This is a genomic window from Allobosea sp. NPDC055594, assembly GCF_053618995.1.
Genome location: NZ_JBSHIO010000003.1, coordinates 282834 through 297829, shown reverse-complemented (window position 1 = coordinate 297829; position 14996 = coordinate 282834). Strand labels below are relative to the sequence as shown.

The window sequence follows — 14996 nt, the reverse complement described above, 5'->3', positions numbered from 1 at the left end:
ACTATGTTCTGATTTTGTTCTGGAACAAAGGAGGAACCGATGGCTGCTCTGGCTCTTCTGGCCGGCCCTTGCGAGGATCGCCCGGTGCGGACCGCGCGTGAGGCGCCGCTGCGCGGCGCGGCGCAACTGGCTGAACGGCGCTTCACCGCCTGGCGCGGCCGCTCGGGGCGGCGCTATGTCGCCTCGGTCTTCGCGGTGCAGGACGGGCATGCGCTGAACTTCACCGATGCCGTGCTGCTCGCCGTCTCGCCGGAGCGGACGATCGTCGCGGCGCGCGACAGCGGCGCCTTCGGCATCGATGCGGCGCTGACCCGTTGGCGCGACGCGGCCGCCATGGCCGGTGCCTGCGAGATCCATGTGCATTTGCTGGCCGAGGACGGCGCGAGCCGGCGCGCCGCGCTCGCCGATCTGATGCCCGAGGCCTGAAGGCTCAGGTCGGGGTAGGGCTCGCGCTCTTGTCGAGTTCGGCGACGAGGTGGGTCAGCAGCGGGTCGTGGATGCCCATCTCATGCAGGTGCTCCTGGGTGCGCCGGACATAGTCCGGATTCTCGCCTGAGACGCCCTTGCCCTGCTGTACGAAGCCGAGCACCGCCGCCTCCGGCAAGCGGCCGGCATACTGGCCGTGGGCCCGGTCGGCGATATAGGTGAGCGCATGCAGGCGCCGCCCGTCGTCGAGGCGGATGGCGAGCCGCCTTTCGAGATAGACCGCGGTCGCCTGCTCGCGGGCCCGCAGATAATCGATGGTTTCCTCGGCCTGGTCGACCGGCACGCGAAAGGCGACGCCGCGGCAGATGCCGCCGCGATCCAGCCCCAGCACCAGGCCGGGTGTCTCGGGCGTGCCGCGATGCACATGCGAATAGATGCAGAGCGAGCGATGGAAGCCGTGCAGGCGTGCTCCGGCCCGCTCGACGAAATCAAAGCCCGGTCGCCAGATCAGCGAGCCATAGCCGAACACCCAGAGATCCTCCGGCGTTTCCGCTTCGGTCATCCGTACCCTCACAATTTGGCCCGCTTGCCTCGGCAGACAGGACGCCACGATCCGCAAGCGGATCGGCGCTGGCCTCTTGCCGCCCCGGTCGCTATCAATCCGCCGGAATCCTTGCAAGGGAGCGACCGCGCATGCCTGCCGACACCACCGCGCGACGGAACAGCCGTTTCTGGCTCTATGCTCCCTTCGTCCTGCTCGCCATCCTCGCCGCGGGCTGGTCGGGGCTCTGGATGATGGCGCGCGGCAAGGTCGAGCAGCATCTCGACGCGGGAATCGCGCGCGAGGCGGCCGCCGGCCGCAACTGGACCTGCCGCGATCGCAGCATCGGCGGCTACCCGTTCCGGATCGAGCTGCGCTGCGCCGGCGTGACGCTGGTCTCCTCGCGCTGGGGCGACGAGGTCAAGGTCGAGACCGGCCCCGCCGTTGCCGTAGCCCAGGCGACCGCGCCGGGGCATCTGATCCTGCAAGCCACCGGGCCGCTGACCGCGACCCTGCCGGCCAGGCAGAACGCCGATCTCAACTGGAGCGCGCTCGAGGCCAGCCTGCGCCTGACCACGACCGGTTTCGAGCGCATTTCGCTTGTCGTGCACGACCCGGTCGCGACGCTGCGCACTCCGGACGAGACCGGCGGCCTGCGTAGCGAAACGCTGCGCTCGGCGCTGTTCGAGGCGCATCTGCGGCCGAACCAGCAGAATTATGCCAGTCAGCAGGCGGTCGATGTCGCGCTGAGCACGAAGGGAGCGGTCTTGCCGGTGCTCGATGCCCTGCTCGGCGATGCCGCGCCGAGCGATCTCGACGTGCAGGCGACCGTCTTGCAATCCTACGCTTTTCGGCGCGGCTTCAATCCCGATGCGCTTGAAAGCTGGCGCACGGCCAATGGCGGGATAGAGATCACGCGGCTCAGCCTGCTCAAAGGCTCGGCCCGGTTCGAGGCTTCCGGCCGGCTCGGGCTCGACGAGGTGCATCGGCCGGCCGGGCAGGTCGATGCCGCGGTCGCCGGGATCGAGCGCGTCGCCGGCATCAGGGTCGGGGGGCTGACCGCGGGGCTCGGCGCGCTGCTCGGCGGGCGGGCCAATGCGGCGCAAAGCAATGCGGCGGCAGGGCTCACGCCGCTGCCGCCGGTCGTCCTGCGCGAGGGCAGGGTCTTTCTCGGGCCGGTGCGGCTGCCCCTGCAACCGCTGCGGCCGCTCTACTGAGCGCCGATCGCGGCGCGCGGCGCCTCGATCCGCACCAGCGCCTTCTTGACCGCCTCCTGCACCTTCTCGAAGGCACGGACCTCGATCTGACGGACGCGCTCGCGCGAGACGCCGAACTCCTCCGAGAGCTGCTCGAGGGTGATCGGGTCCTCGGCGAGGCGGCGCGCCTCGAAGATGCGGCGCTCGCGCGGGTTGAGGACGTTCAAGGCCTCGCGCAGCGCCGAATGGCGGTTGTCGCTTTCCTCGGATTCGGCGAGCCGGTTCTCCTGGCTCTCGCTGTCGTCGACCAGCCAGTCCTGCCATTCGCCCTCGCCATCCTCGCGCAGCGGCGTATTGAGCGAGGCGTCGCCGCCGAGGCGACGATTCATGTCGACGACGTCCTGTTCACCGACGCCGAGCTTGGTGGCGATGCTCTTGACCTGGTCGGGCCGCAGATCGCCGTCGCCGAGCGCCGAGATCTTGCTCTTGGCCTTGCGCAGGTTGAAGAACAGCTTCTTCTGGTTGGCGGTGGTACCCATCTTCACCAGCGACCAGGAACGCAGGATATATTCCTGGATCGAGGCCTTGATCCACCACATCGCATAGGTCGCGAGCCGGAAGCCCTTGTCGGGCTCGAAGCGCTTGACCGCCTGCATCAGGCCGACATTGCCCTCGGACACGACCTCGCCGATCGGCAGCCCGTAGCCGCGATAGCCCATGGCGATCTTGGCGACGAGGCGCAGATGCGAGGTGACGAGCTTGTGCGCCGCGTCGCGGTCGCCATGCTCGCGCCAGCGCTTGGCCAGCATGAACTCTTCGTTCGGTTCCAGCATCGGGAACCGACGGATCTCTTCCAGATAGCGTGAAAGTCCGCCCTCGGCGGACATGACGGGCAGCGACGCAATCGCCATGCTCGTACTCCTCTCCAGGCTCCCGCACAGCGGCGAGCCGACCACCCGATGATCCATCGGGCAGGATTGTGCGGCGCGCCGGCTCGACGAAGACCGTCGTCAATTCGCGAGTAGCGCTCCCAGCGGCGCCCCTTCAGCCATCCGCTTCGCAGTGCAGTATATTCAATGCGAGAGTGACCGAAAGTGGGCGGCGCAGCAAAAAACCGTCACAGGATCGCGAGTTCTCTTTGCAAACGTGCAAAGTCGTCCGGTGGTTCCGACTCGAAATGCAGCTCCTCGCGGGTGACCGGATGCGCGAAACCGAGCAGGCGCGCATGCAGAGCCTGGCGACCGAGAGCGGTGAGCGCGGCACGTGCGCCTTCCGGCAGGCGGCTGGCCTTGGTCATGAAGCCCGAGCCATAGAGCTGGTCGCCGAGCAGGGGGTGGCCGATATGGCTCATATGGACGCGGATCTGGTGGGTGCGGCCGGTCTCGAGCTGGCATTCGACCAGGCTCGCCAGTGCTTCGACCTCCTCATGGCCGCGCAGCAAGGGCGGATAGCGCTCGATCAATTCGATATGGGTGATGGCCTCGCGGCCCCGGCCTTCGCCGACCACCATCATCTTCTCGCGATTGCGGTTGGAGCGTTCGATCGGTGCGTCGATCGTGCCGCTATGGCGGCGCGGCGCTCCCCAGACCAGGGCCAGGTAGGCGCGTTCGAGCGGTCCCGTGCGGCCGTGATCGGCGAATTGCTTGGCCAGCCCTTGATGCGCCTTGTCGTGCTTGGCGACGACGAGCAGGCCGCTGGTGTCCTTGTCGAGGCGGTGGACGATGCCGGGCCGGCGCACACCGCCAATGCCGGAGAGGCTCGCGCCGCAATGGGCGATCAGCGCATTGACCAGCGTGCCGTCCTCATGGCCGCCGGCGGGGTGGACGACGAGGCCGGCGGGCTTGTCGATGACGATCAGGTGCTCGTCCTCGAAGACGACGTCGAGCGGGATCGCCTGGCCGACCGGCGCGGCGGGCTTGGCCTCGGGCATCACCAGAGCGAGCTTCTGTCCCTCGGCGACCTTGCGGCTGGGGTCGGCGATCACGGCGCCGTCGATGCTGACGCCGCCCTCCTTGATCACCTGCTGCAGCCGGGCACGGGAAATCTCGCCAGCGAGCAGCGCCAGCGCCTTGTCGAGACGCAGGCCGGCATGCCCGGCGGCAATGACGAGTTCAGTCGGGACATCAGTGGGGTTGGGCGCGTTCATGTCCCGTCTATAGGCGCAAGGGAAGAAAATCGCACCCAAAGATCACGGGTCATGTGCGGGCCTTAATCGGCAGCTCGGGCCGCGCGAGGCACGAGTCGGCGCTCTCCCGTCAGGAGGTGGCCGGCTCGTCATGGCGCTCTGGCCGAGGAAGGACGCCGATTTGCGTCAACCGAAGAGGCGGAAGCGGCCCTTCGGTTCTTCCGGCTTTGCCTGTTCCGGTCCCGGATCGTCGGGAGCGTGGGCGACGGGGAAGACCACCGGCGATGGCCGGGCCTGTCCGGCCGGCTTGGCGGGGCTCGGAGCCGCCTCGGCGGGCGCGGCAGCCGCCGGCTCGGGCTTCGGCTCGACAACGGGCTCGGGCTTGGCTTCCGGCGTAGATTCGGCTCGCGTCTCCGCAGCGGCAGGCGTCGGGGTGGGTGTGACCGCCTCGGCCACGGTGGCGGCCGGAACGGCCTCGACGATCGCGGCGGCGGGCTCCGGCGTCGCGGTTTCGACACGTCCTTCGAGGAGCGGGGCGGACTCGTCGAGATCGGCGAGCACGTCGTCGAGATCGGCGGCGGGGCGGCCGAGCGTCGCCGGCGGCATCGTCCAGACGAAGGCATCGAGGCGGCCGGAGATCGGCGAAACCGGCAGCCAATGGTCGGAGACCAGTCCATCGGCGACCCAGGCCGCGTCGCGCGGGGCACGGGTGGCACGAGCGAGCCATTCACGGACGCGCCCGGCGGCGCCGTGCTCGGCCTCTTCGAGCTCGGCCATCAGCAGGCAGACCCGGACTGAGGCGCCACCGGCGAGCAGCGGCTTCAGCGTCGCGCGCGCCTTCCCGAAGTCCTGGGCGTGGATCGCCGCGCCGGCGAGCGCCAGCACGCCCTCCGGGTCGGAGGGACGCAGCCGGGTCAGCGTCTCGGCGCGGGCGAGGCGATCGCGGGCGCTGTCGCCGGGGCGGACATCGAGATAGGCGGCGGCGATATCGGGGTGGGAAGCTTCCTTCCAGGCGGCTTCGAGCAGCCTCGCCGCCTTCTTGACGTCGCCGCGCTCGGAGAGCATGCGCCCGGCCAGTGCCGCCGCCGGGGTCAGCCCCGGGGCGAGCTTGGCGGCTTCGAGTGCGGCGGCGAGCGCCTTCTCGGGTTCGCGGCCCTTGGCTTCGAGCGCCTCGGCGGCGAGCAGAACGGCGCGCTGGCGCTTGGCCTCGGCCTTGTCGGCGAGGCGCAAGGCGGCACGGCGCTCGACGGCGGTGCGCGCCGCCTGCCAGTCGCCGGCGCTGGTGTGGAAATCGAGCAGGGCATCATTGGCCCAGGCGAGCGAGGGCGAGCGGCGCACCGCCTCGTCGGCGAAGGCGCGGGCCGCGGCCATGTCGCCGCGGCGGCGCGCCTCGACGAACAGGCCGCGCAGGCCGAGCACCCGGGTCTCGGGTTTGTCGAGCATCGCCTTGAAGGCGGCCTCGGCGCGGCCGCGATCGCCGGTGAGCTGGGCGGTCTGGGCCTCGAGCAGCAGGGTCAGCGGCTCCTCGGCCGCGAATTTGCGGGCGTCATGGGCGTGACGGCCGGCGGCGATGGGATCGCCGGCGCCGATCGCGACCATGCCGCGCGACACCGCCTCGAAGCCGCGCGCCCGGCGGCGCGACCGTGAGGCGAAGCTGAAGGCGGAGGGCAGGCCGAGCACGAAGCGCAGCACCGCCCAGACGACCAAGGCCAGGAAGGCGAGCAGGATGACGCCGATCGCGGCGATCGCGACGCTGGTCTCGATCCGGTAGCCCTGCCAGAGCACCGAGACCTCGCCCGGGCGGTCGGCGAGCCAGACGGCGCCGGCTGCCAGCGCGGCGATGACGAGGAGATAGGTCAGTACGCGAACCATGGAGCCTTCCTCAGCCTGCCGAACCCAGGGCGGCGACCGCATTGCGCGCGATCGCGGCGATGGCGGCCTCGGCTGCCGCACGTTGCTTGAGCGCCGTCCCGAACGCCTCGCTGGGGCGGCGGGCCGGCTCCGGCAGCTGCGCCCAGAGCGCCGCCGCAGTGGCGATGTCGTTCTGCACCAGAGCGTTCTCCAGCCGGATCGGCAGCGTCGCCGGATCGTTCGCGCCGGTGTCGCCGACCGGGCGGATGGTGACGATCCGGCTGGCCAGCCCGAGCAGCTTGTCCTCCCAGCTGCTGGCCGGGGGGGCGCTCTCGCGGGCAAACAAGGCGCGGTGGCTGCGGAACTGGGCGAGCAGGGCGTCGCGGGTCGAGGCGCCCTTGGCGGCGACCGTATCGAGTGCGGTCAGCTCGGCGGCCGGGATGCCGCCTGCTGCGAGCGCGGCGACGTCCTGCTGGAATGGCCGGCCGGCGGCGATCGCTTCGCGCACGCGCTCGGCGAGGACGATGCGGGTGGCGGCGAGTGCCTGCCGGCTCGGCACCAGAGCGTTCTTGGCGGTGGTCTCGACCGCGGCGAGGCGTTGCCCGGTCTCGCCGAGGCGGCGCTCGAGTTCGGTTGCGGCAGTGCGGGCGGCGGCGGCGTTGCTGTCGGCCTGGCTGAGCTTTTCGGTGACCTGGGCCAGGGCGGCGGCGTCGCCCGCCGCGACCGCGGGGGCGGCCTTGGCGAGCTCGGCGAGGCGGCTCGCATTGCTCTGCGCCACGGCGTCGGCCTTGGCCGCGCTGTCGGCGGCGGCGCTGGCCTTGCGCTCGATCGCCTCGAGCGCGGCGCGGCTGGGCAAGGCGGCGCTCTGGGCCTGCAGCGCCTCGATCCGACGGTTCAACTCGGCGAGGCGGGCGGCGTCGTCGGGGCCGGCGAGCTTGAGGCCGAGCAGCACCAGCCCGGCGCCGACCGCGCCGCCGATCAGTCCGGCGAGAGCAAGCGCCGGCAGGCCGGGGCGGCGCTGGGGCAGGGGGGGCGGGGGCGGCTCGAACTCGCGGGGGAGGGCCTCGCTGGGCAATACGGCCTCGGCGGCGCGCTCGGTTTCGGCGGCGGGGCTCGCGGCGGACTCCGGCTCAGGCGTCGCGGCTTCGGGGGAGACCTCGGCGGTCGGTTCGCCCTGCGGCTGCAATTCGATGGTCGGCGGGGTGCGGCCCGAGCGGCTGCGACGCTTTGCGGCCGGGCTCTGTTCGCTGCTCGGCTCGCTCATGGCATCCTTTTCCGTCTCGGCAGCCGGTTCGGCCGCCGCCATTTCCTCTCTAGCACCGCCATCGAGCAGAATGCGAGCCGGCAGTTGGTCGAGTGCGGCGAGCAGAGCGGCCTCCTCGGCATGCTCGGCGACCAGCACGGTGCCGGCGCCGGCACCGATCAGCGGTGCGGCGATCTCGGCCGAAAGCGCGACCTGCGGCAAGGCGAGCGCCTGCTCGGTCAGGCCGGCAGCGCTGGCCAGCGAAAGGAAAGTCTGGGCGCTGCGCGGAGAATAATGCAGGGCGGCATCGACCTCGCCGCGGCGCAGGGCCTCGACGGCGGCCTCGGGCAGGCTCTCGACCGCCCTGGCCTCATAGGCCGTCCAGATCGCGACCTCATGGCCGGCGGTGCGCAATTGCTCCGGCAGATCGTCATGGCGGTCCTGCCCGGCGACGAAGAGCAGCTTCTTCGGCGCCGGCAATTGGCTGGAGATCAAAGCGAGGAGATCGGCGCGGTTGCCCTTGGCGTTGCGGGTCGCGAAGCCGAGTTCCCCGGCCGCATCGGCGGTGCGGCTGCCGACACAGAATGCAGGAAGCGCCTTGCGCCAGGCCTTCGGCAACTGCTCCAGCGCCGGAACGGCGTTGGCGCTGGTCAGCACGATCGCGTCGAACGGGCCTTTCGGTGCCGGCTCCGCGCCTGGGACGATGCTGAAGAGCGGCGCCGGGACCGGCTCCTGGCCGCGCTCGCGCAGCGCCTTGGCGGTGCGCTCGGCATCGGGCTGCGGTCTCAACACCAGAACGCGCATGTCGTCTCCTCGTTTCGGCCGGTCGTAGAGGCTCAGGCCGGATCGTAAATGCCGGCCGGGGCGCGGGCGCGCAATTCGCGCCCGAGATCGGCTCCCAGTTGCGCGGCTTCCGTGACGGAACCATGGCGCTCACCCTCGGCGCATTGCGAGCCGTCGGGCGAGAGCAGCTGGGCGCGCAGATGCACGCGGTCGCCGTCGACGACGGCATGGCCGGCGATCGGCATGCGGCAGGAGCCGTCGACCTCGGCCAGGAAGGCGCGCTCGGCCGTGACCGCGATCCCGGTTTCACGGCAGATCACCGGGGCGAGTGCCGCGATCGCGGCAGCGTCGTCCTCGCGGATCACGATGCCGATCGCGCCCTGGCCGACCGCCGGTAGCGATTCCGCGATGGACAGGATGCCGCTCGCCTTGTCCTCGAGGCCGAGCCGGCGCAGCCCGGCGAGCGCCAGCAGCGTCGCGTCGATCTCGCCGCTGGCGACCTTCTCCATGCGCCGCGCGACATTGCCGCGCAGCAGAACGACCTTCAGATCGGGCCGGATCCGGCGCAGCATCGCCTGCCGGCGCAGCGAGGCCGAGCCGATCACGGCGCCTTGCGGCAGGTCGGCGAGGCGGGAGATGCCGCGTGAGATCAGCACGTCGCGCGCATCCTCGCGCGGCAGATAGCCGCCGACCACGAGGCCGGGCGGCAGCTCCGTCTGCAGGTCCTTGGAGGAGTGCACGGCGAAATCGATCATCCCGGCGAGCTGGGCGACATCGAGTTCCTTGGTGAACAATCCCTTGCCGCCGGCCGCGGCGAGCGAGCGATTCTGGATCGAATCGCCGGTGGTGACGATCGGGTCGAAGGGCAATTCCTCGGCGGCCCAGCCATGGGCGTCCATCAACCGGCCGGCGAATTCCCGGGCCTGCGCCATGGCGAGTGGGCTGGCGCGCGTACCGATGACGAAGCGGCCGGGCATGCGCTGCTGCCGCGGGGGGGTGGGCTGTTCGCTCATTCGGCGCAAATTCTCCGTTTCCCGGCGCAGCGTCCCGCGCGCCATTGGCCTTCTCTTTCTGCAGCACTATACGAAGGAAATCCCCGCGCGAAACCGCGCACCTGTCAGCCACCCCGCTGCCGGGACCTTAAACCAGCGAGCTTTCCGACCGACCGGCCATGCGAGTTCTGGGCATAGAGACCACCTGCGACGAGACCGCCGCCGCGATCGTCGGCGTCGAGCGCGGCGGCGCGGCCAAGATTTTGTCCAACGAGATCCTCAGCCAGATCGCGGCGCATGCCGCCTATGGCGGGGTCGTCCCGGAGATCGCGGCACGCGCCCATGTCGAGGCGATCGACCGGATCGTCGCGCGCGCTTTCGAGAGCGCCGGGCTCAAGGCCTCGGAGATCGACGCGGTCGCGGCGGCGGCCGGGCCGGGATTGGTCGGCGGCGTGATGGTCGGCCTGACCAGCGCCAAGGCGATCGCTCTGGTGACCGGAAAGCCCTTCATCGCGGTCAACCATCTCGAGGGCCATGCCCTGACCGCGCGGTTGACCGACGACGTCGCCTTCCCCTATCTGCTGCTGCTGGTTTCCGGCGGGCACACGCAATTGCTCGCCGTGCGCGGCGTCGGCGACTACCTTCGGCTGGGCACGACCATCGACGACGCGGTCGGCGAAGCCTTCGACAAGATCGCCAAGATGCTGGGCCTGCCCTATCCCGGCGGCCCCTCGGTCGAGCGCGAGGCACTCAAGGGCGATTCCGAGCGTTTCGAGTTCCCGCGGCCGATGACCGGGCGACCCAAGCCGGATTTCTCGCTGTCGGGCCTGAAGACGGCGGTGCGGCTGCTGGCGGAGCGGATCGCGCCGCTTTCCGATCGCGATGTCGCCGATCTCTGCGCCTCCTTCCAGGCCGCGGTCGTCGATGTTCTGGTCGACAGGACCCGGGCCGGGCTGCGCGCCTGCCGCGAGGCCGGGATCAGCCCGTCGACGCTCGTCGTCGCCGGTGGCGTCGCCGCCAACCAGACGATCCGTTCCGGGCTGATGCGGCTTGCCACCGAGGCCGGGCTGCCGATGGTCGCGCCGCCGCTGGCGCTCTGCGGCGACAATGGCGCGATGATCGCCTGGGCCGGGCTGGAGCGGCTGCGGCTCGGCATGGTCGACGATATGAGCGCGGTCGCCCGGCCGCGCTGGCCGCTCGACGAGCTCAAGGCCGCCGTGTGATGGCAGCGGATCGGTTCGCCACGATCGGCGTCGTCGGTGGCGGCGCCTTCGGCGCGGCGCTTGCCTTGGCGGCGGCACGGGCCGGACGGCACGTGATCCTCTGGGCCCGCGACGGCGAGGCGGTGGCGGCGATGCGCGCACGCCGCGAAGTGCCGCGCCTGCCGGGCGCGATCCTGCCGGAGGCCGTCGAGCCGGTCGCCGAGCTGACGGCGCTGGCCGCGGCGCAGGCGCTGATCCTGGCGGTGCCGACCCAGTCGCTGCGGCCGGTCTGCATGAGCCTCGCGCAAGCCTTGCCTTCCGGGTTGCCGGCGATCTCGGCCGCCAAGGGCATCGAGCAGAAGAGCGGCCTGTTCACCACGCAGATCATCGCCGAGCTCTGGCCGGGCGCGGTGCCGGCGATCCTGTCGGGTCCGAGCTTCGCCGTCGACATCGCCCGCGGCCTGCCAACGGCGCTGACCCTGGCGGCGAGCGATCCCGTGCTGGCGCAGAAGCTCGCCGAGGTGCTGAGTTCGTCTTCGCTGCGCATCTATCACAGCAACGACCCGCGCGGCGTCGAGATCGGCGGCGCCGCCAAGAACGTGCTCGCCATCGCTGCGGGCATCGCGATCGGGCTCGGTTATGGCGAGAGCGCCCGGGCGGCGCTGGTGGCGCGCGGCTTTTCCGAGCTGCGCCGTTTCGGCGAGGCCTTCGGGGCGCAGTCGGAGACGCTGATGGGGCTTTCGGGCCTGGGCGACGTCGTGCTCTCCTGCGCCTCGGCACAATCGCGCAATTTCGCCTATGGGCTGGCGCTGGGGCAGGGCAGCACGCCGGCCGAGGCAGCCGGCGGCAAGCTCGCCGAAGGCGCCTTCACGGCGGCGATCCTGGCGGAGATGGCGCGGTCGCGAGGAATCGAGACGCCGATCGCGGAAGCGGTCGCGGCGATCATCGCCGGAAAGATCGGGGTCCGCGAGGCGGTCGCCGGGCTGCTGGCGCGGCCGATCCGTTCCGAGAACTGAAACGGCTGGAACCGGGCAGGGAGCGAATAATGGCCAATGACTGGTCCGATCTGACGAAACGCGTGGCCCGCGGCATCGCCGAGGTACGCAAGACCACCGGCGCCGAGCTGGTGGCCGAGAGCCAGCCCGTGCCTCTGGCCGGGCGGATCGCCGGGCGAGTGATCGAACTGCGCCGCCGCCGCCGCGAGGACACGCATCGCTTCGTGCTGATCCTGCCCTTCGGCGAGGGCGAGACCAGGATCGAGCTCAGCCCGCAGGATTATGCCGCGCTGACCCGCGAGATGGTGCGGTTCTGGAACGAGCAGGGCGAGGCCGCCTCGCGGCCACCGGCGCCTTTGAAGGAAGAAGAGGACGACGCCTGATGGCTCACTGGCTGATCAAATCGGAACCCTCGGTCTGGTCCTGGGAGGACCAGGTCAAGGCCGGGGCCGAGGGCACGCGCTGGGACGGGGTGAAGAACCACACCGCCAAGCTCAACCTGATGGCGATGAAGAAGGGCGAGCAGGTCTTCTTCTACCATTCGAATGAAGGGCTCGCGGTGGTCGGCATCGTCGAGGTCATCAAGGAGCACTATCCCTGGAGCGAAGCGGGCCCGCCCTGGGTGCTGGTCGATTTCAAGGCGGTGAAGCCCTTGCCCAAGCCGGTGACGCTCGCCGCGGTGAAGGCCGAGCCGAGCCTCGCCAAGATGTCGCTGGTCACCTCCTTCCGCCTGTCGGTGCAGCCCGTGACCGAAGAGGAATGGGCGATGGTCTGCAGGATGGGCGGGCTCTGAGACCGTTTCCGCGTGCGTCCACCGGGAGGCCGGCAGGGCACGCGACGGCGTATCCGGAGCGACCCGGGCGCAGCGGCGGAGCTCGCTCCCCCGCCGAAAGTCGCAGCAACGAAAGTGCGAGCCGCCGGCGCTTGTCGCCGATGGCTTGCGTCTTATGATGTGATGAACTTGAAAGAAGCCGCGTCGGATCGCGACGACGGCGCCATGCCGCCCAGAGCCGCCTCCGGCTCACGCCGACGGCCGAAGTCTGGGGAGACGTCTGATATGACCGAGATGATCTACGATGTGCCGGCGACCTGGGCCAAGAAGGCCTATCTGAACGACGCCAAGTACAAGAAGATGTACGCGGCCTCGATCAAGGATCCCGACAAGTTCTGGGGCGAGCAGGGCAAGCGCATCGACTGGTTCAAGCCCTATACCAAGGTCCGCAACGTCAGCTACAAGCCGGGCAAGGTCTCGATCAAGTGGTATGAGGACGGCACTACCAACGTCGCCTATAACTGCATCGACCGGCATCTGCCGACGCGGGCGAAGCAGACGGCGATCATCTGGGAGGGCGACGACCCCTCGGAGTCGAAGAAGATCAGCTACGGGCAGCTCTACACCGAGGTCTGCAAGTTCGCGAACGTGCTGAAGGCCCAAGGCGTCAAGAAGGGCGACCGCGTCACCATCTATCTGCCGATGATCCCGGAGGCGGCCTATGCGATGCTGGCCTGCGCGCGCATCGGGGCGATGCATTCGGTGGTGTTCGGCGGCTTCTCGCCGGACTCGCTCGCCAGCCGGATCGAGGACTCCGATTCGAAGATCGTGATCACCGCCGATGAGGGGCTGCGCGGCGGCCGCACCGTTCCGCTGAAGAAGAATGTCGATGCCGCCGACCCCAAGGTGAAGGGCGGCATCGCGACGGTCATCGTCGTCAAGCGTACCGGTGGCAACGTCACCATGCAGGATGGCCGCGACGTCTGGTACCATGACGAGGCGGCGAAGGTCTCCGGCCATTGCCCGCCGGTCGAGGTCAAGGCGGAGGATCCGCTCTTCCTGCTCTACACGTCCGGCTCGACCGGCAAGCCGAAGGGAGTGCTGCACACCACCGGCGGCTACCTCGTCTATACCGCGATGACGCATCAATACGTCTTCGACTACCACGACGGGGACATCTACTGGTGCACAGCCGATGTCGGCTGGGTCACCGGCCACAGCTATATTCTCTACGGGCCGCTCGCCAATGGCGCGACGACGCTGATGTTCGAGGGCATCCCGACCTATCCGACCATCTCCCGGTTCTGGGAGGTGATCGACAAGCACAAGGTCAACACCTTCTACACTGCGCCGACCGCGATCCGTTCGCTGATGGGCGCCGGCGAGGAGGCCGTGACCAAGACCAAGCGCAAGTCGCTGCGCCTGCTCGGCTCGGTCGGCGAGCCGATCAATCCGGAAGCCTGGGAATGGTATCACCGGGTCGTCGGCGAGCGCCGTTGCCCGATCGTCGACACCTGGTGGCAGACCGAGACCGGCGGCATCCTGATCTCGCCGCTGCCCGGCGCGACCCGGCTGAAGCCGGGCTCGGCGACCAGGCCCTTCTTCGGCGTCAAGCCCGAGATCGTCGACGCCGAGGGCAAGGTCCTCGAGGGGGCGGCCGAGGGCAATCTCGTCATCTCCGAGAGCTGGCCGGGCCAGATGCGTACGGTCTATGGCGACCATAAGCGCTTCGAGGAGACCTATTTCGCGACCTATCCGAACAGGTACTTCACCGGCGATGGCTGCCGGCGCGATGCTGACGGCTATTACTGGATCACGGGGCGCGTCGACGACGTGATCAACGTCTCCGGCCACCGCATGGGTACGGCCGAAGTCGAGTCCGCGCTGGTCGCGCATCCCAAGGTCTCGGAGGCCGCGGTGGTCGGCTATCCTCACGACATCAAGGGGCAGGGCATCTACGCCTATGTCACGCTGATGGCGGGCGAAGAGCCTACGGCGGACCTGAAGAAGGAGCTGGTCACCTATGTCCGCAACGAGATCGGCCCGATCGCGTCGCCGGACCTGATCCAGTTCTCGCCGGGCCTGCCCAAGACCCGCTCCGGCAAGATCATGCGCCGCATCCTGCGCAAGATCGCCGAGGACGAGTTCGGGGCGCTGGGCGATACCTCGACGCTGGCCGATCCGGCCGTGGTCGAAGACCTGATCGCCAACCGCCAGAACAAGCGCAAGGCGGGCTGAGTCCCGAAAGCGACGCGGAAAATGGCCGGATCCGATCCGGCCATTTTCTTTTAATTCCTCATGACACGATCGCCGGCGGCGGCCGAGGTCGCTGCGGGGCGCCTCAGGCTTACTTTGCGGCAGGCTTGCGGCGCGGCGCCTTGATCTTGCGCCCATAGAGTTCCAGCCGGTGGCGCACGATCTCATAGCCGAGCTCGGCGGCGATCTTGGCCTGCAGCGCCTCGATCTCGGGCGAGGAGAACTCCACCACCGTTCCGGTCTCGACATCGATCAGGTGATCGTGATGCTCCTGGTCGGCGTGCTCATAGCGCGAGACGCCGTCCTCGAAGGCGTGGCGCTCGATCGCGCCTTGCGTCTCCAAGAGCTTCATCGTCCGGTAGACCGTGGACAGCGAGAGTGTCGGATCATGCGCGAAGGCGCGGGTGAAGATGCCCTTGGCGTCCGGATGGTCGTCGGCTTCGGCGAGTACGCGCAGGATAAGCCGGCGCTGCTGCGTCATGCGCAGCCCCGCCTGGCGGAGTTGGCCTTCGAAAGCCTCCACGCGCTGGTCGATTCCCTTCATGGCAGAGAGGTAGCAACGCTGAGAGGCATTTGCAAAAGCAGTTATCGCAAATCGTTCGCAACTGCGTTGA

Annotated in this window: 14 protein-coding genes; 7 read left to right on the top strand and 7 right to left on the bottom strand. The window is 69.6% G+C overall.

Features of this window, described 5'->3' with window-relative positions:
* Positions 1-39 precede the first annotated feature (39 nt).
* Positions 40-426, top strand: a complete 387-nt coding sequence (locus ACWGRX_RS08570) for a hypothetical protein (protein WP_452117199.1) — start codon at positions 40-42, stop codon at positions 424-426.
* A gap of 4 nt (positions 427-430) precedes the next feature.
* Here the strand turns inward: ACWGRX_RS08570 and ACWGRX_RS08565 are convergent, their stop codons facing one another.
* On the bottom strand, positions 431-988 hold the full coding sequence (locus ACWGRX_RS08565) for a gamma-glutamylcyclotransferase (protein ID WP_452117198.1): 558 nt from the start codon (positions 986-988) through the stop codon (positions 431-433).
* A gap of 131 nt (positions 989-1119) precedes the next feature.
* Here ACWGRX_RS08565 and ACWGRX_RS08560 point away from each other — a divergent pair, with 131 nt between their 5' ends.
* Entirely contained in the window at positions 1120-2184 is a 1065-nt protein-coding gene (locus tag ACWGRX_RS08560) for a DUF2125 domain-containing protein (RefSeq protein WP_452117197.1), read from the top strand.
* Here the strand turns inward: ACWGRX_RS08560 and rpoH are convergent.
* From rpoH to hemC, 5 genes are all read right to left on the bottom strand, one after another.
* Positions 2178-3074, bottom strand: a complete 897-nt coding sequence (gene rpoH / locus ACWGRX_RS08555; protein WP_291642136.1) for an RNA polymerase sigma factor RpoH — start codon at positions 3072-3074, stop codon at positions 2178-2180. The two genes, ACWGRX_RS08560 and rpoH, sit on opposite strands and share 7 nt — an antisense overlap.
* A gap of 206 nt (positions 3075-3280) precedes the next feature.
* Complete coding sequence (locus ACWGRX_RS08550; protein ID WP_452117196.1) at positions 3281-4309, bottom strand: RluA family pseudouridine synthase; 1029 nt, start codon at positions 4307-4309, stop codon at positions 3281-3283.
* Between the two features lie 165 nt (positions 4310-4474).
* Positions 4475-6160 (bottom strand): heme biosynthesis protein HemY, encoded by a 1686-nt coding sequence (locus ACWGRX_RS08545; protein ID WP_452117195.1) that lies wholly within the window; start codon positions 6158-6160, stop codon positions 4475-4477.
* Between the two features lie 10 nt (positions 6161-6170).
* On the bottom strand, positions 6171-8186 hold the full coding sequence (locus ACWGRX_RS08540; protein ID WP_452117194.1) for a uroporphyrinogen-III synthase: 2016 nt from the start codon (positions 8184-8186) through the stop codon (positions 6171-6173).
* Between the two features lie 32 nt (positions 8187-8218).
* A complete protein-coding gene (hemC, locus tag ACWGRX_RS08535; RefSeq protein WP_452117353.1) occupies positions 8219-9142 on the bottom strand; it encodes a hydroxymethylbilane synthase in 924 nt (307 codons plus the stop codon).
* Positions 9143-9336: 194 nt separating this feature from the next.
* Here hemC and tsaD point away from each other — a divergent pair, with 194 nt between their 5' ends.
* The 5 genes from tsaD to acs all read left to right on the top strand — a co-directional run bounded on the left by tsaD (position 9337) and on the right by acs (position 14364).
* The gene (tsaD, locus tag ACWGRX_RS08530; protein ID WP_291642128.1) at positions 9337-10380 is read left to right on the top strand and encodes a tRNA (adenosine(37)-N6)-threonylcarbamoyltransferase complex transferase subunit TsaD; all 1044 of its coding nucleotides are present in this window, start codon (positions 9337-9339) and stop codon (positions 10378-10380) included.
* Complete coding sequence (locus ACWGRX_RS08525; protein ID WP_452117193.1) at positions 10380-11375, top strand: NAD(P)H-dependent glycerol-3-phosphate dehydrogenase; 996 nt, start codon at positions 10380-10382, stop codon at positions 11373-11375. The genes tsaD and ACWGRX_RS08525 overlap by 1 nt, the downstream gene beginning before the upstream one ends.
* A gap of 29 nt (positions 11376-11404) precedes the next feature.
* Positions 11405-11737, top strand: coding sequence for a hypothetical protein (locus ACWGRX_RS08520; protein ID WP_291642124.1), 333 nt, complete (start codon positions 11405-11407; stop codon positions 11735-11737).
* Positions 11737-12147, top strand: a complete 411-nt coding sequence (locus ACWGRX_RS08515) for an EVE domain-containing protein (protein WP_452117192.1) — start codon at positions 11737-11739, stop codon at positions 12145-12147. Before ACWGRX_RS08520 ends, ACWGRX_RS08515 begins: the two co-directional genes overlap by 1 nt.
* Before the next feature lie 264 nt (positions 12148-12411).
* Positions 12412-14364, top strand: a complete 1953-nt coding sequence (acs, locus tag ACWGRX_RS08510) for an acetate--CoA ligase (protein WP_291642120.1) — start codon at positions 12412-12414, stop codon at positions 14362-14364.
* 109 nt (positions 14365-14473) lie between these two features.
* Here acs and ACWGRX_RS08505 read toward each other — a convergent pair whose 3' ends face one another.
* On the bottom strand, positions 14474-14926 hold the full coding sequence (locus ACWGRX_RS08505) for a Fur family transcriptional regulator (protein WP_291642118.1): 453 nt from the start codon (positions 14924-14926) through the stop codon (positions 14474-14476).
* Positions 14927-14996 lie beyond the last annotated feature (70 nt).